Origin of the sequence: Plebeiibacterium marinum (assembly GCF_026013615.1) — a bacterium.
GTDB classification, from domain to species: domain Bacteria; phylum Bacteroidota; class Bacteroidia; order Bacteroidales; family Marinilabiliaceae; genus Saccharicrinis; species Saccharicrinis marinus_A.
In genome coordinates, this window is the sequence record NZ_JAPDPI010000047.1 from 24,303 (window position 1) to 42,073 (window position 17,771).

At 33.1% G+C, this 17,771-nt stretch carries 14 protein-coding genes and 2 pseudogenes; 15 read left to right on the plus strand and 1 reads right to left on the minus strand.

Annotated features, from left to right (window positions below; all coding sequences use genetic code 11):
• Nucleotides 1-4 precede the first annotated feature (4 nt).
• The 15 genes and pseudogenes from OM074_RS17670 to asnB all read left to right on the plus strand — a co-directional run bounded on the left by OM074_RS17670 (nucleotide 5) and on the right by asnB (nucleotide 16,508).
• Complete coding sequence (locus OM074_RS17670; protein WP_301201880.1) at nucleotides 5-1,315, plus strand: BFO_1060 family glycosyltransferase; 1,311 nt, start codon at nucleotides 5-7, stop codon at nucleotides 1,313-1,315.
• Between the two features lies 1 nt (nucleotide 1,316).
• Complete coding sequence (locus OM074_RS17675; RefSeq protein WP_301201881.1) at nucleotides 1,317-2,816, plus strand: capsular polysaccharide export protein, LipB/KpsS family; 1,500 nt, start codon at nucleotides 1,317-1,319, stop codon at nucleotides 2,814-2,816.
• Nucleotides 2,813-3,967, plus strand: coding sequence for a glycosyltransferase family protein (locus OM074_RS17680; RefSeq protein ID WP_301201882.1), 1,155 nt, complete (start codon nucleotides 2,813-2,815; stop codon nucleotides 3,965-3,967). Before OM074_RS17675 ends, OM074_RS17680 begins: the two co-directional genes overlap by 4 nt.
• A 26-nt stretch (nucleotides 3,968-3,993) precedes the next feature.
• Nucleotides 3,994-5,151 (plus strand): non-hydrolyzing UDP-N-acetylglucosamine 2-epimerase, encoded by a 1,158-nt coding sequence (wecB, locus tag OM074_RS17685; protein ID WP_301201883.1) that lies wholly within the window; start codon nucleotides 3,994-3,996, stop codon nucleotides 5,149-5,151.
• A gap of 69 nt (nucleotides 5,152-5,220) precedes the next feature.
• A complete protein-coding gene (wecC, locus tag OM074_RS17690; protein WP_301201884.1) occupies nucleotides 5,221-6,423 on the plus strand; it encodes a UDP-N-acetyl-D-mannosamine dehydrogenase in 1,203 nt (400 codons plus the stop codon).
• Between the two features lie 37 nt (nucleotides 6,424-6,460).
• On the plus strand, nucleotides 6,461-7,642 hold the full coding sequence (locus tag OM074_RS17695; protein ID WP_301201885.1) for a glycosyltransferase family protein: 1,182 nt from the start codon (nucleotides 6,461-6,463) through the stop codon (nucleotides 7,640-7,642).
• Complete coding sequence (locus OM074_RS17700) at nucleotides 7,639-8,526, plus strand: alpha-1,2-fucosyltransferase (RefSeq protein WP_301201886.1); 888 nt, start codon at nucleotides 7,639-7,641, stop codon at nucleotides 8,524-8,526. The genes OM074_RS17695 and OM074_RS17700 overlap by 4 nt, the downstream gene beginning before the upstream one ends.
• Nucleotide 8,527: 1 nt before the next feature.
• Nucleotides 8,528-9,748 (plus strand): glycosyltransferase family 4 protein, encoded by a 1,221-nt coding sequence (locus tag OM074_RS17705; RefSeq protein ID WP_301201887.1) that lies wholly within the window; start codon nucleotides 8,528-8,530, stop codon nucleotides 9,746-9,748.
• A gap of 136 nt (nucleotides 9,749-9,884) precedes the next feature.
• Nucleotides 9,885-11,195 (plus strand): O-antigen ligase family protein, encoded by a 1,311-nt coding sequence (locus tag OM074_RS17710; RefSeq protein ID WP_301201888.1) that lies wholly within the window; start codon nucleotides 9,885-9,887, stop codon nucleotides 11,193-11,195.
• A gap of 272 nt (nucleotides 11,196-11,467) precedes the next feature.
• A pseudogene (locus OM074_RS17715) lies at nucleotides 11,468-11,818 on the plus strand (four helix bundle protein).
• Nucleotides 11,819-11,945: 127 nt separating this feature from the next.
• A complete protein-coding gene (locus OM074_RS17720) occupies nucleotides 11,946-12,974 on the plus strand; it encodes a glycosyltransferase family 4 protein (protein WP_301201889.1) in 1,029 nt (342 codons plus the stop codon).
• A 400-nt stretch (nucleotides 12,975-13,374) separates the two neighbouring features.
• Nucleotides 13,375-13,548: a hypothetical protein gene (locus OM074_RS17725; protein WP_301201891.1), complete on the plus strand. Its 174-nt coding sequence runs from the start codon at nucleotides 13,375-13,377 to the stop codon at nucleotides 13,546-13,548.
• Entirely contained in the window at nucleotides 13,549-14,181 is a 633-nt protein-coding gene (locus OM074_RS17730) for a hypothetical protein (RefSeq protein WP_301201892.1), read from the plus strand.
• Between the two features lie 46 nt (nucleotides 14,182-14,227).
• A pseudogene (locus tag OM074_RS17735) lies at nucleotides 14,228-14,386 on the plus strand (hypothetical protein); the annotation flags it as partial.
• Between the two features lie 265 nt (nucleotides 14,387-14,651).
• Nucleotides 14,652-16,508 (plus strand): asparagine synthase (glutamine-hydrolyzing), encoded by a 1,857-nt coding sequence (gene asnB / locus OM074_RS17740; RefSeq protein WP_301201893.1) that lies wholly within the window; start codon nucleotides 14,652-14,654, stop codon nucleotides 16,506-16,508.
• Nucleotides 16,509-16,541: 33 nt separating this feature from the next.
• Here asnB and OM074_RS17745 read toward each other — a convergent pair whose 3' ends face one another.
• Nucleotides 16,542-17,738, minus strand: a complete 1,197-nt coding sequence (locus OM074_RS17745; protein ID WP_301201894.1) for a glycosyltransferase family 4 protein — start codon at nucleotides 17,736-17,738, stop codon at nucleotides 16,542-16,544.
• Nucleotides 17,739-17,771 lie beyond the last annotated feature (33 nt).

The following is a 17,771-nucleotide window of genomic DNA, read 5'->3' on the forward strand; positions in this document are numbered from 1 at the left end:
ATATATGATAGATATTTTAAATCTTGAATGGTATTCTGGTGCAAGACGAGATAACTATATTTCAACATTAATCTGCAATTATCTAAATCTTTGTGGATACAATGTATTGAGAGGTTGCATATTTGAGGGTAAACAACTTATTTATAAAAATAGACCAAGAATAGTATTTCTTGCAAATGGAATCGGAGCTCCTGAAAATATAAGCATTGTTAAATTTGCAAAATCATTTGGTTGCATGGTTATTACTGGAACCTCTGAAGGTAATATAAAAGAATTTGCAGTTGAACAAATGTTTTGGGGATGGAATAAGAAAAAGATCCTTATAGAAGATATAAATTTGCAATGGACATTTAGAGCAAAAAAACTGATTACTACCCAATACCCACACCTTGAACAATACATAAAAGTATGTGGTGGTATTGGTTTTGATCTTTATAAGTTAAAATCTAATACCAAGAAAGTTAAAAGACTGGTTAAAGACGGATTAAACATTCCCAAAAACAAACCTCTAATTGGTTTTGCTTGTTGGGATTTTGGAATTTTGTATCCTCAAGACCATAGATTTAAAATTACAAAAAAACACTACTCTCAAGATCAAATAATTAGATTTCAAGAAGATGGAAAAAAACTAAATAAGATCCTCTACAGTATTATTAATAGTAATCCTCAATATTATTTTCTTATAAAAGAACATCCAGGTTCTTTATTGGGAGACAAGGCTTCTGCTATAGAAGGTTTGAGAGGATTGGATAACGTAATAATTTTAAAAAATGAAGAGTCAATTGAAAATTGTATCAAAGCTAGTGATATCTGGTTAGGTTATGAAACAACTACGTGTCTAGAAGCTTGGTTATGTGGGTTAAATACTATATTGATTAATCCATCAGGTTCTGATTTTAAAAGAGATCAATTATATAAGGGTTCTGTTATAGTTAATACATATAAGGACTTAAATGCAATTTTAAAGAAGTTCTTTTCCTCTCCCACCCAAACACTTCCTGAGTTTCAATCTTTAGCTAATGTTAGAACAAGGGAGATTGAAAATGTAATACAATGGACTGATGGTTTAAATCATAAACGAGCAGGTGATTATATAGTTGAATTACTTAAAAATGGAAAAAACAACCTTAACTCATACAGACCTGATATTCTTTATCAAGTAATAAAAGAATTTGCGATAAACAATAAGCTATTAGGATCTATAATTAATAAAGGACGTCATGCCTTTGTTGCAAACAAACTGAAAGCTTTTAGCCATTATGAACTAAACAGTTTAGAAAAGGAACTGATGATTTATCAAAAACAACTATATTGAAATGAATATAGCAGCAATAAATTTCTATCACCCATATCAAAAAGAAGCTATTGAATTAATATTGGATAAACTTGATGTTAAAATATTTTACCAATTCACTTACCCTCAACTAATAATAGAAAATACACAAGTCGATATACAAACTTATGATCTTTTTGCCCTTTACTTCCCGTTACACATTGATGATTACTACAAATCTATTCCATTAGTAAATAATACAGAGGTATTAAAGTACATCCAATCCCTGAATCAAGAAACTAATATCTATCAAATGATGGATAGATTAGTTCATCCCGATTCTGTATTCTTTCTTAAAACATATTCAAAATCCAATATTTTACAGAGATATATAAGCGATCCTGATTACTTCAATAAGTATATTAGTTCTTTATCATTGGACGAAAAAATGTTAACACTAAAGTATTATATCTCTTTCTGGACCAATTTCTATCTATCTAGTAAACTTGATACAATACTATTTCAAGAAGCTCCATCAATGCCGTTTGATTTTGTTGGATATCTTGTTGCACATTATTTTAAGATTAAAACAATTTTACCGGAGCACACTCCAATACCCGGAATGCGAGTATTCATAAAGAATATCGATGAACATGCCGTGCAATTAAACGAGTACATACAAAACATGGGTGATATGAATGATAAAAAATTCTTATCCCTATTAAATCCAGAATTTAAGAAAGAAATTGAAAGAGTATATTATAAACAACACTATAAGCAACAACCATATTATATGTCTGGTATTAAATTCAGTAAAATTAGGAAAGCTCCTAATATATTGAATATATTTAGAAATCTTAACATTGATTACTTTTACGCAAAACTCAAAAAGATCACTAACCAATATTCTCAAGATAATTTTATCAGGCAACATTATAATAAACTAGCTAATACAAATCTTGATTTAAGTAAAAAGTTTATATATTTTCCTTTACATTTACAACCAGAAAAGACAACACATCCACTTGGTGGAATTTTCGCAGATCAATTAAATGCCCTAACTTTATTGTCTGAAACTTTACCAAAAGATGTATTTATATATATTAAAGAAAATCCCAAACAAACTTCAGCATTCAGAACATCTCATTTTTATAATTACATTTCAAAGCTTAAAAATATTGAGCTCATACCAATCTCATTCGATACATTCAAATTGATAGATGAATGTATTGCTGTTGCCACAATTACAGGTACAGCTGCATGGGAAGGATTGTGGAGAGAAAAACCAGCACTTTTATTTGGCAGTTCATGCCTCAATTACTGTAATGGCGTATACAAAATTAATACTAAGAATGATCTTGAATTTTTCTGGAAAAACCATCATAAGTTAAAAATTAATATTAGTGAATTAAAAAAATTCACATTATCACTCCAAAACATTACATATAGTTTACCCTATTATTATGCTTATGAACAAGATAAAGCAACTTGGATAGATGAATATTTTAAAGGTTATTCAGGTTTAATGATGGAAAACAAATGAAGAAAAAAATTTATTTCCTCACAAGATCTTATGATGGTTTTCATCAAGGTGGAGGACCTAGAGCAAGGCGTTTCCAAGTAGAAACACTTGAAAATAACGGCTTTAATGTAATTATAGTAATTCCAAATTTTACAATTAAAGAAGTTAATGTTACCAAAAATATTATTCAAGTTCCCGCTAAGTATAACGAAAAAATAACTTATAAGAAAGTATCATTCGGATTAAAATATGATTATTTAGATAATTGGATAAGAAATTCATATAAATATCTCAAAGATAAAGTTTATAAGAACGACATTATATTCGCCACAACAGGAAATGAATTAGCCAGTTTCATACTTGGTTTAAAACTAAAAAAGATAAGTAAGGCAAAGTTGGTTATCAACTATCATGATCCAATAGATCCATTTAGTTCTAATAAGAAAATTATAAAATATTTTTTATATAAGAACAGAATAAGTATAGAGAAAAAAATTATAAATCAGAGCGACCTTATTATTACATCAACTACCTCTCAAAAAAAGAATATTTTACAATCTAACAAGAAAGTTGACTATCAAAAAGTCGTCAATATTAACTTTGGTTATTTTGAGAAATCATTGCAAATAAACAAATCAAAATTCAATACAAAAAAACTTATATTTGGATATGGAGGAAGCATGGGAAGTGCACAAAGAATTGATAAAGTTTTAAATTTATTTAAAGAAATAGAAGGTCATGAATTATGGTTATTCGGATCATACAAACATAAAGATAAATATAAAAACTACCCAAATATTAAATTCTATGAATGGGTTTCTCAAAAAGAATATGAAAATGTTTTTCTTGATAAAATTAACTACGGAATTGCATCTCTAGGCAACCCAAATTTCTCAGAATGTGTTCCATCAAAAATTTATGATTATATAAACCTATGTATACCAATTCTAGGATTATTTTACAATGGCCAAGCAAAAGAAATTATTGAAGTTAATCAATTTGGAGTTTGCATTAATCCGGACATTAAAAATTCAGAATTTAAAAAAATTATTAAATCGTTAGAAAATGTTGCTAAATTCAATTTTTTCAAACAAAATATTATTAAGCAAAAAGATTCTTGGCATTATAAGAATTTAATGCAACCTGGAATATCTAGATTAAGAAACTTATAAGATAACTTTCATAAAAAAAAGAATATATGCCAATAAAAAAAAGTAAAATTCTTTTAATATTCGGTACACGTCCCGAAGCTATAAAAATGGCTCCTCTTTGTAAATATCTAGAATCAGATCATTTTTTCAATTTAAAAGTGTGCGTTACTGCGCAACATAGAGAAATGCTTGACCAAGTACTAGACATATTTGATATTAAACCAGATTACGATTTAGACCTGATGAAACAAGGCCAAGATTTATATGATATTACCTCCAGAGTTTTGTTGGGTCTAAGAGACGTATTGGATGATTTTAAACCGGATATAGTATTAGTACATGGAGATACCGGAACCAGCACTGCTGCTGCCTTGGCTGCTTTTTACAAACAAACACCTGTAGGTCATATAGAAGCCGGGCTCAGAACCAATAATATTTATTCGCCCTGGCCAGAGGAAATGAATCGACAATTAACCGGACGAATTGCTAATTTTCACTTTGCACCTACTCCATGGTCAAAGCAAAATTTACTTAACGAGAATATAAATGAAGTAAATATTGCTGTAACAGGTAATACTGTTATAGATGCACTCCAATTGGCATTGAATAAAATTGACCATTCAAGCCAGTTAAAACTAGAGATTATCACATTATTGAACAATTATATACCAAATATTGAAACCGAATTAAACAATAAAAAGCTAGTTTTAATCACAGGTCATCGTCGTGAGAACTTTGGTGAAGGCTTTATTCATATTTGTGAAGCCATAAAAGAAATTGCTACTCAACAAAAGGAGGTCTTAATTATTTACCCGGTTCATTTGAATCCCAACGTACAAAGGCCGGTTAATGAAATATTAGGTAATATTAATAATGTACACTTAATTCCTCCTTTGGAATATCTACCATTCATTTATTTAATGAGTCAAAGTTATTTTGTGTTGACCGACAGTGGCGGAATACAGGAAGAAGCACCAGGGCTAGGAAAGCCGGTATTGGTCATGCGAGATACAACTGAACGACCGGAGGCAGTTGAAGCTGGTACAGTAAAACTTGTAGGTACTAACAAGAAGATGATCATTAAAGAATCACTGGAACTTTTAAATAACCCGGCTGTCTATTCTCAAATGTCTAAGGCTCATAATCCTTATGGAGATGGCAATGCCTGTGAGCGAATTATTAAATTTTTAAAAGACAAGTTATAAAATCTCATTAAACAATATACCATTGCACCGTTACACCTCTGTACCGTTGCACCTTTCTAGTAAAAAAACATGCAAACACCAATCGTATCAATAATAGGAATGGGCTATATCGGCCTGCCAACGGCAGCATTAATTGCCAATAATCAGATCAAAGTCAACGGGTTTGATATTAACCAGGAAGTGATTGAAACCATTAATAAAGGAGAAATACACATTATTGAGCCGGGTTTAAAAGAAATGGTGCAAAAAGGCGTTAACAATGACTATTTAAAAGCTAGTATAACCTTACATGATGCAGACGTTTATATAGTTGTGGTACCTACCCCTTTTAAGGGCAATAATGAGCCGGATATTTCATTTGTGGAAGCAGCAACACTCAATGTAATACCCCATTTGAAAGATGACGACCTATTTATTATTGAATCCACTTCACCTGTTTTAACAACGGAAAAGATGGCTGCAATTATTTATGCAGAACGTCCTGAACTAAAGGATAAAATTAATATTGCCTATTGTCCTGAACGAGTATTACCAGGTAAGGCATTGGAAGAACTGGTAAGTAACGACAGAGTAATTGGAGGTGTTAATGAATCATCAACACAAAAAGCCATTGATTTTTATCGTTTGTTTGTTAAGGGACAGCTCCACCCTACTAATGCCCGTACCGCTGAAATGTGCAAGCTAGTAGAGAATTCTTCACGCGATGTGCAGATTGCTTTTGCTAATGAATTATCTATTATATGTGATAAAGCTGGCATTAATGTGTGGGAGTTAATCGAATTAGCCAATAAACACCCTCGTGTCAATATACTTCAACCGGGATGTGGTGTGGGAGGGCATTGTATTGCTGTTGATCCTTGGTTTATAGTATCTGATTACCCAGAACAGGCTCATGTAATCCGACAGTCACGAGAAATTAATGATTATAAAGCAGATTGGTGTGTGGAAAAAACTTTAAAAACAGCTCTTGAATTTGAAGTTCAATATGGACGTCAACCTATTATAGCCTGCATGGGACTCGCTTTTAAACCAGATATCGATGATTTGCGTGAATCACCTGCTAAATACATTACTTCAAAGATTGTAGCAGAAGCACGCGGTGAGGTTTTGGTTGTTGAACCGCATATACGAGAACATGCTAGCTTCTCTTTAACGGAGCAAAAAAATGCTGTTGAAAAAGCCGATATTATTGTTTGGCTGGTTCGTCATACCACTTTTTTGGGAACAAAAACAGATAAGCTGGTGCTGGATTTTTGTGGAATTAAGAAATAATGATAGATTAAAAGATATTTCCCCATAATGAATGGGAATGGTTTTACAGTTACTTCCTAATAATAATCCAATGGGGAAATTGATTAGAAATATGAAAAAACAAATCATCTATTTTACCTTTAATGACCCACCCAATGGCGTTTATAACAGTCAGGTTATAGATGTCGTCAATTTCATAAATACTCTTGATAAGGACGTTAATATTCGTTTATTTGCTTTAATATCACCAAGATCTTTCAAGAAAAACAAAGTGAAAATTAAAGCACTTAACCCACAAGCAACAGTATTACCTACGATTGCCCCACTTAAGTATTGGTACCTGAACAAGCTACTTTTATGGATTGTAAGTTTATTCATTTCTACTAAAAAGGTTATTTGCCGTGGGCCTCTAGCAACATGTCTGGCATTAAATGTGTTTAAAAAGGCTATTGTTGTTTATGATGGCCGTGGGGCAGTCGTTGCTGAACATGAAGAATATGGAGTGTTTGAAAATTCTGGATTAGAAAAACAGCTATTTGAAATTGAGAAAAAAGCCGTCTTAAATAGCGACTTTAGAATTGCAGTAACGGAGAAATTGACTAACTATTGGAAGGAACGTTTTTTTTATAACTCGGACAAACATTTTATTATTCCTTGTACTGTTTCAGATAGCAAAACTAAAACAAATGTACCTCAAGCAATTAAGTCATTCATCCTACAAAATAAGAACAAAGTAATCTATACTTTCGCTGGAGGTAACGGAAAATGGCAAGGTATTGATTTAATGATAGAATTTCTATCGAAGCAATTTGACAATAATGAACAAGCAGCTGCTCTTCTTTTATGCCCAATTAATAATGAATTAAAAAACTTTCAAAAAAGATATAATGAAAGGTTACTAATAACTACTGTTGAGCCAGAACAAGTAAATTCAATTATTTGTCAATGTGATTATGGATTATTACTGCGTCATTCTACTATTACAAATAAAGTTGCTTCTCCGGTCAAAATAGCTGAATATTTGCAAGCCGGCTTAAAGGTGATCATCTCTTCATCAATAGGTGATTATTCAAACTTTATTGAAGTTCATAAATTAGGTTATATTCACAGCGACAATGAAACACCTATCTATAATAAAGTACCACCCTCATTAAAGGATCATTGCAAGAATATTGTTGAAAGCAAACTGAGAAAAAATTCCAAAGAAATTAAATTAAAGTATAAAAGTCTTTTAAAATGATATTAGGAAGGTATGTAATTGCAAAATTACCAAGAACAGGATTAGGAAACAGACTATTTGTATTATACAGAGCCCTATCTTATGCATATTTAAACAATTCGCAATTGCTAATAACAAATATATACTCAATATCTATTGGTCCATTTATAAGAAAAGAACAAAGAAAAAGGATATATTTATTTAGTTTCAATTTTTCACCATTTATGTGTATAAAGGGAAAAACAAAAATGATTTTAGCTAAAAATAAAATATATGATCCCAATTTTGCAGATAAAAAAATTGACAAATCTTCTTTAATAATATTCCACTCTCATATATATAAAGGTATAGATCATAGTGACCTTTTTAAAGATATTCGTCCTTTTCGATCACAGATAATTTCACATTTTTATTCTCACCTCAGTAAAAATGAGAATAAAATTATTGCAAATTTATATAAACCTGTAATAGGAGTCCACTTAAGAAGGGGGGATTTTAAATTTGTTAATTGGGAATTAACTTCTATTGAATATATTATTAAGACAATTAATAATATTAGAATGGTCGGCAATAAAAATTTCTCGGTAACTATTTTTACAGATGCGCATAAAGAAGAAGTAAAAGAATTACTTTTATTAGAAAATATAGCTTTATCTCCATCTTATTCCGACTTATCAGACCTTGTACATCTCAGTAAAAGTAAAATTATTATTGCGTCGAAAAACAGCACTTTTAGTTATTGGGCTGGTTTTTTTTCTGAGGCTGCAATAATACTAGATAATGAATCAAAAAAGATAAGATATTGCGAGGATACAAAAGATAAAAGAATTTTTGAAGGAAGTATACCCAATAATCCCAAGTTATGGCCTAAAAATTTAATACAATACATTAAAGAATTATCATAATATGACCATCGCACTCCTTACTGACGGCTTTTATCCATTTACTTTAGGTGGTATACAAAAACATAGCTATTATCTGGCTAAATACTGGGCTAAGCAAAACCATAAAGTGCACGTTTACCATCCGAATCAATACTATAAAGACGAGCTGAAAACTTATTTTAACTCAGAGGAATTACAAAACATCTCATTTATCCATGTAGCTCACCCTTCCTCTATTCGCTTTTTCGGTCATTATATTTATAATAGTTACTGCTATTCGAAAGCTTTATATCAAGCTCTTCAACAAAACACCTATGATGCTATATATGCTCAGGGTTTTACTAGTTGGTATTTCCTAAAGAAAAAACCCTTTGATAAAAAGATAGTGACAAATCTGCATGGCATAGAAATGTATCAGAAGGCGATTGATGTAAAGAATAAATTACAGCATTATTTGCTGCGCTTAGCGGCAAAACCCATAATCCATAATTCAAATAAACAAATATCTTTAGGCGGTAAATTAACCGATTTACTATATCAATATGGAGCTAAGTTGCATTCGGTTTACAACGTCCCCAATGCCATTTCGCCGGAGTGGCTTAAACCCAACCTGACAGCGTCATCAGACCTGTTGGCGTTAAAAGGTTTAAGACGCTTTATTTTCATCGGTCGTTACGAACGCCGAAAAGGTATAGAAGAAATCAATACAGTTTTACAACAATTGATTAATGAAGCCCAGTCGTTTGAATGTCATTTTATAGGGCCGATACCAGAAAATAAAAAGGTACAAGGGTGCAACGGTACAAAGGAAGAAGCATTAAACACAGTAAAAGATTCTAACCTTTGTACCATTAAACCATTAAACCGTTATACCATTATATATCACGGTTCTATTACTGATCAACAAAAGATTCAGCAATTATTAACCGAAAGTGACATTCTACTCTGTCCCTCCTATTCTGAGGGTATGCCTACTGTAATATTAGAGGCGATGGCCTGTCAATGTGCCATAATAGCAACAGATGTTGGTGCTTCCGGAGAATTAGTAAATGAAAACAATGGTTGGTTAATAAATGGGGATAACATTGTTAGCGGATTAAAAAAAGCAATGATGGAAGCAATTAATATAAACAATGAAATACTTGAACAAAAAAAAGAATATTCATTTAATAAAGTTAAAACAAAATATACCTGGGATATTGTAGCCAAAAAAACGCTGGAAATTATAAAAATTAGGATATAGGATTTAGGGTTATTTCATCCCCCCTATACCCTAAGTCCTATTTCCTAAACCCAACAACCTACAACCTAATATTTACCATTGTACCTCTATACTCATTTACCTTTGTACCATTACACCTTTGCACCATTAAAAATACATGATTGATTATATACAAAAAGAAAAAAAACTCTTCCTCACCCTCCTATTCTGGATGCTAGTAGGAATATTTTCTGCAACTGCAGCAATGGTTATTATACCCATACATATCTTTCTACACAGAAAGAAAGAATCATACCTCTTACTTTTATTAGGCTTATGGTTTTTATTTATATTATCCGATAGTCGTCAGTATATTTTTCATTTTGCGCAATCAGTAAAACCACTGGCAATGGTTGTAACTGCATTTTTAATATGGGAAGAACGTAACTATTGGCCGAAACATAATTTTTATATACCTTTTACTCTATTCTTTATAATTACTTTATTTTGTCTACAATTTAGTCCAATTAAATTCAAATCTTTACAAAAAATGTTATCGTACTTTTTATTGCTGTATATAGTACCACATATAGTGCAGCAAGCATTATATTTAAATAAGGTAAGATTTTTGAAAGGGATAATAGCTACGGGAGCATTAATCCTTATAATTGGATTAGCGTTAAAATATATTTCACCAAGTTTAGTAATGTTTAAAGGGGGACGGTATAATGGTTTATTAGGAAATCCAAATGGTTTAGGAATATTTGCGTTTTGCTTTTTTATGATGTATTTGCTTATCTACAAATATCACAAACATTATTTTTTTAAAAGCGAACATTTAATCATACTGTCTATCATAGGCCTTTCACTTATATTAGCGGGTAGTCGTGGAGGCATATTTTCATCTAGCTTATTTCTTATTGGCTATTTTCTATTTGAACGTTCTATAACATTAGGCTTTATTGTATTAAGTTCAACCTTTATATCATATCAATTAGTAACAACTAACCTGATCGAAATAATTGATTTTTTGGGCCTTCAAGAGTACTTTAGATTAAATAGTCTTGAGGAAGGTTCAGGAAGATTAGTGGCATTTGAATTTGCATGGAAACAAATTCAAAACAATTATTGGATAGGAAAAGGTTTTGGTTATACAGACTACCTCATGTATCAATATAAAGATTACTTCCTAGGAAAAGGTCATCAAGGCAATGTACACAATAGTTACTTAACAATCTGGTTAAACTCAGGACTACTTGGATTACTTGCATTCTTATGGGGATGGCTGAAAAACTTTTATATAGTCTCACTCAAATCGCCATTGGTTTGGGCTGTTCTTTTTGGAGTTATTCTTTCCACCACCGTAGAAAGCTGGCTGGCTGCCAGTATGAATCCTTTTACTATACAATTAGTCATTATTTTATCATTGTTAGGGAATCCACTTTTTTATAAACAAGAAGAAAAAGAGGAGTTAGGGCTTAGGATTTAGGATAAAAAAGGGTGCAAGGGGAATAAAGGAGTAGGGGTACAAAAAAATGGGTGCAAGGGTATAAAGGAGTAGGGGTACAAAGGTACAGAGGGACAAGTAGATTAAAGGGACAGAGGGACAAGGGTGCAGAGGGACAGAGGTAAAGAGGTGCAAGGGAGCAGAGGTCACCATTAAACCATTGAACCACTGAACCTTTACACCTTCATACCTTTACACCTATGAACCATTGAACCATTACACCCTTAACCCATTACACCTAAAAAAAACACATCATGGGTAATTTTAAAGAATTAAAAGTATGGCAAATATCAAAAGAACTTGCTGTAAATATTTATAAAACATGTAACAAAGGAAATCTGTCTAAGGACTTTGGTTTAAAAGATCAATTACAGAGAGCTGCAGTTTCAATTCCCTCAAACATTGCAGAAGGAGATGAATTAAATACTAACAAACAATCGGTAAAACACTTTTATATAGCAAAAGGATCCTGTGCCTAACTTGAAACCCAACTCATAATAGCTGCAGAAATTGGTTATATTTCAACAGAAGAGGCAAATTCTTTAATAAATCAATGTAAAATAATCTCAACAATGCTTCTAAAATTAATCAGAGCCCGACAATAAAACCATTATCCTCTGAACCATTGCACCATTACACCTTTGAACCTCTAAACCGTTGCACCTCTGAACCGTTGCACCTCTGAACCCTTAAACCTTTGCCCCCCTAAATATTTAGACCTTTTTTAATTTTATGAAAACATTATTCCTATACACCGAACTCGCCGGGTATGTCATGAGCTGCTTTAAAGCACTGGCAGAAAAAAACGTTGAAGTCCATGTGGTTCGATGGCCGGTCAACAAAGAAGCTCCCTTTGAATTTGATATTCCTAAGGGAGTTACTATTTATAACCGTACTGATTATACCAATAAAAGTTTATTGGAGCTGGTAAAAAATATAGATCCGGATAAAATTATATGTAGCGGTTGGGTTGATAAAGGGTATCTTAAAACAGCAAAGTATTATAAAGGTAAAATCCCAACCGTACTTACATTAGATAATCAATGGTTTGGCGGTATTAAACAACAAATAGCCCGCATTATTTCGCCTTTTTATCTAATAAAACACTTTTCACATGCCTGGGTACCTGGAGAACCTCAGGCAAAATATGCCCGCAAACTAGGATTTGGAGAAAATATATATACAGGTTTTTACAGTGCCGACATAAACAACTTCAACAATATATACAAGGAGAAAAACAATAAAGAAATTCCCAAACGACTATTATATGTAGGTCGCTATATCCCACAAAAAGGACTTGATTTATTATTTGATGCTTTTATCGAATTACAAAAAGAATCAGCTAACGATTGGGAATTATGGTGCTTAGGAACCGGGGAGCTATACGATCAACGTCCCTCCCACCCCAAAATAAAACATTATGGCTTTGTACAGCCCACTGATATGCCCAAATACCTTAAAGAAACAGGTGTCTTTGTATTACCCAGCAGGTTTGAACCCTGGGGAGTAGTAGTTCACGAAATGGCTGCAGCAGGCTTTCCCATGGTATGCTCATCAGCCATAGGCTCAACCTCTCAATTCCTTATGGAAAACCAAAATGGCTATATCTTTAAAAATGAAGATAAAGAAGAATTGAAACAGGCTCTAAAAAAGATCATGCAACTTGATCAGGAAGAATTAAAATGCATGAGCCAACAATCCAACAAACTGGGTATCAGCCATACACCGGAGAAATGGGCGGAGGTTGTTTTGAGGATATAGGGGAGTAAAAAGGAGCAAAGGTATAAAGGAGTAGGGGGACAGAGGTAAAGAGGTGCAGAGGTGTAAAGGTACAGAGGTACAGAGGTACAGAGGTACAGAGGTAAAGAGGTAAAGAGGTAAAGAGGGACAGAGGTAAAGAGGGACAGAGGGACAGAGGTGCAAAGGGACAGAGGTGCAGAGATAGGACATAGGGTTTAAAATGTAGGGCACTTTGTGGGTTGGAGGTTCTCCCATTAGGCAGTTAGAGGGTACTGTGTGGGGTATAACGCACTTTTCTTTGAGAGACTATTTAATCATTGATTTTTAGAAGATTTCTGAGAAAAATAAAAAAACAAATAATGAATATTTCATAAAAATAGAATAGTTATTACTATTTTTGAGATGAATAAAATGATAATATATGAAGGAGAAGGATCAAATAAAGTTGTTGGTATCTTTAGCAAAAAAGATTAAATCGGAAGTAAAAGACAGGGAAAAAGTGATTACTTCTTTACAAGAAGCACACATTTTAACTAAAAATGAAAACTTTACTACCCAATACACAAATCTCAAAAAAGTCGTTATCACGAAATAAATGTACCGTAGAAGACCAAACCTAATGCTCGGATTTCATGGATGCGATGAATCTGTCAGAGACAAACTTGTTAACTTTCCAAATAATGTAAAAAAAAGCGCAGAATCCTTTGACTGGTTAGGTAATGGATTTTATGTGTGGGAAAACAACTATCAAAGAGCATATCAATGGGCTCTGGATAAACAAAAAAGAGGTAACTTAGATAAACCATCTGTGATTGGAGTAATCTTTTTACTTGATAACTGTTTAGATTTTACAGACATGGAATATATAGATATACTTGCTACTTACTACGGTTTAATGAAAGATGATTTACTGATTACCGGTAAACAACTACCAAAAAACAAAGACCTGCCCAAAGATAAATATCATGATTTAATACTTAGAGAATTAGACTGTGCGGTTATTGAGTATCTTCATCAAAAAATAGACGAACAAATATCTAAGGATATAAAAATACAGGGATTCAGTAATTACAGACATTTTGATACTGTAAGAGGTATATTTACAGAGGGAGGCCCTGCATTTGAAGGAGCTGGCATTCAAACCAAAAATCATATACAGATTTGCATCCGTAACCTAAATTGTATAAAGGGCTTTTTTATTCCTAGAAAAGAATCAAAATTCCCCTAAAAAGCATTTTCGACTATGCGAACAATTAGAGGCATGCTCATGCTCGGTACCACAAAATATTGCTGAAGGGAAAGGTCGTTTTTCAAATAAGGAATTCATTTCTACTATCGGATACAATGTGGTTACTTTTCTTAATAAGTCTGATAATGATGTTATCACTACTAAAGCACAAGAAAAGTGGTCAGAAAAGTGGTCGGAAAAGTAGTCAGAAAAACTTAGTAATAACAACTTGAGATTATAGAGCTTATTAATAATAAAAATACAATTTACAAAAATGAACTTTCAGAAAAAATAAACGCCTCTCACCCTCTGACACCATTACCCCTTTGCACCATTAAACCATTGCACCTTTGTACCATTGCACCATTAAACCTTTGTACCATTGCACCCTTGTACCCTTGCTCCTTTATACCTTTGCCCCTTTTTACCCTTAAACCCTTTTACCTTTTTACCATTTTTGAATAAAAAACATGTGCGGAATAAACGGAATATTTTCTCATAGCAAACAAACATATATACCTCAGGTAACCAACATGAACAAGGCCATGGAACACCGGGGGCCTGACGATCATGGAATATGGTCAGCAGAAGGAATTACACTTGGTCACCAAAGGCTATCCATCATTGATTTATCCTCTGCCGGACATCAGCCCATGAGTACACCCAATGGCAATTTAACCATCGTTTTTAATGGAGAGATATACAACTTTGAAGAAATAAAAAAAGAATTAAACTATCCATTTACATCCCATTCCGACACAGAAGTGATATTGGCAGCCTGGCAACAATGGGGTATAAAATGCCTGGATAAACTCAATGGAATGTTTGCCTTTGCCATATGGGATGAGCAACAAAAGAAAATCACATTAGTAAGAGATAGGCTGGGTATTAAACCATTATACTACTACTACAACAATAAAACACTGGTATTCTCTTCCGAGATACGATCTATACTGGCTAGTAACCTGGTTCCTAAAGCAATAGATACCACAGGAATAGGAGATTATTTAAGGTATCAGACCGTGCAAGCTCCCAACACCATTTTAAAGGATATTTTTATGGTGGAGCCTGGTACATATATTGCAATTCAGACCGATAATCTTTCATTAAAAAAAGAAAAATGGTGGCATATTGATCATTGTAGTTTAAATGTTCCTGATACATATAATGAAATAAAAGAAGAGGTAAGAAAGCAATTTTATGATTCTGTTAAAAGACGATTAGTAGCAGACGTTCCCTTTGGGGCTTTTTTATCCGGAGGAATAGATTCGAGCGCTGTTGTGGGTGCCATGTCAAAAGTTTCAAACAGACAGGTAAAGACATTTAACATCTCCTTTGCCGAGAAAGAATTCAGCGAAGCGAAATACGCTTCACACATTGCAAAATTACATCAAACCGATCATACCGAAATACAACTTTCTCCAAACGATTTCTTACAACATCTGCCACAAGCATTAAATTCCATAGATCATCCATCCGGTGATGGCCCCAATACATGGATGGTATCAAAGGCAACTAAAGATGCAGGAATTACCATGGCCTTATCAGGCTTGGGGGGAGATGAACTATTTGGAGGCTATGCCATTTTTAATCGCATGGCAAAGCTGGAAGGAAACAAATCCCTATGGAAGTTACCTCTACCCTTACGTAAATTATCCGGCACCTTATTACAAAAAGTTAAACCAGGTGTTGCTTCTGATAAATTAAATGCCCTGCTTAATCTGGATAAATACGATTTTATATCGCAATACGCTATATCGCGCCAGGTATTGTTAGACAATAAAGTGAATGAACTCCTGTCATATAACATTAATCAGGAGCACTTACCAATAGAATTAATAAAGAACTATCATCTCGGCAATAAAGAAGTATTAAGCAGAGTATCCATTTCCGAAATTAGCACTTACATGCAAAATGTGCTATTGCGTGACAGTGACCAAATGAGTATGGCTCATGCCTTAGAAGTCCGGGTTCCTTTCCTTGATCATGAATTAGTAGAATTTATGTTATCAGTACCCGATAGATTCAAATACCCTACCTCACCTAAAAAATTATTGGTTGACTCTCTAAAAGACCTATTGCCAGACTATATTGTAAATCGTGAAAAAATGGGTTTTGTATTCCCTTGGAGCGAATGGTTAAAAAAAGATCTTTATGCATTAGCAGACCATCATATTAATGCATTGGCTAACCGATCTTACTTTAATTATAATGCACTCACCAAATTATGGAAAGAGTTTAATAGCAATAATCCTTCTGTTACTTATTCAAGAATTTGGCCACTTGTAGTTCTAAATCATTGGATGGAAAAGAATGGCATTGTATGATGTTGTATGTCTTTTCCATACCTTAAAGCCTTATTAATACAACAACTCCTTATAGCTCTTTTCTAATTCTGGATTGCATATAAATCCATCTGCTTTAGCTCTTGCTCCCTCACACCACTTATCAAACTCATCTTGTTCCATCTCCAATAAATCACTAAGAGCCGTACTCCAATCACTCAACTCTTTCATCTCTCTTCTCTCATTTAACTGGATGTCCCAGCCACACTTTTCATCAATAAGCCCTCTCCAAGGCGTCTGGTCACTAATCAAAACCGGTCTGCCTGACATAAAACTTTCCAATATTACATGTCCAAAATTCTCTCCTCTGCTAGGTAAAAACAATACATGATATTGTTGTATCATCTCCCCTACCTTATCAGCATCAACAAGTCCTTTATGGGTTACTTTAATATTATTTGGTAAATTTGCAATTACTTTTTTACATTCTTCCCAATATTCCTGGTTATACACTTGACCGTATAAATCAAAAACAATTTCTCCCTTCACCTCTTTCAACTCTGACAGTCTTTCTATTGCAAAAAGTGTATTCTTTTCTGGAGAAATACGAGCAAGGCTAACCAATTTTAGCTCCCCTGCTTCTTTATTTATCGCTTTAAAATGCGGTAATTCTTTTTTAGGAAGGTTATCAGCAATTACAACATTTGAATCAGAGCCTATTGACCTTAGAATATCTTCTTTTTCTTTTTCATTGGTTGCATGAAAGACTATACCTTTATAAAGATTTAGCATTTTCACCAATTTTAAAAATAGTTTCTTTTTCCCACCTTTTACATCAATTGCACTTTGCGCCAACATTCCTCTGGAAGCCACAATCTTTTTTCCTTTAAACTTTTTTAATGCTATTAAAGGCATAATAGAATACTTCCACGAATAAATCCCATTTATATAAACAACATCAAAAGGTCCTGCTTCCCTTCTCCCTTCTCCCTTCTCCCTTCTTCCTATTATCTGCTTAAATGATTTAAAGTTTTGAAACTCTATAGAAGCATAAAAAACCTTTACCCCTTCTGCAAAATCAGTCCATACATTAGGAGTAATACCATCATAAGGAGTTGTTTCCGTATAGTCCGTATTCCTTGTCACTATAAAAAACTCATACTCATCCTTTAAATACTCCACCATATTTGCCATCGACCTCACGGGTCCCCCAGCCTTATACCCCGGCAAAAACCAATCAATAAAAATCAGGATTTTCTTTTTCTCTTGCATAAACTATTCAAATTTGCACCTAAAGATAGTTTT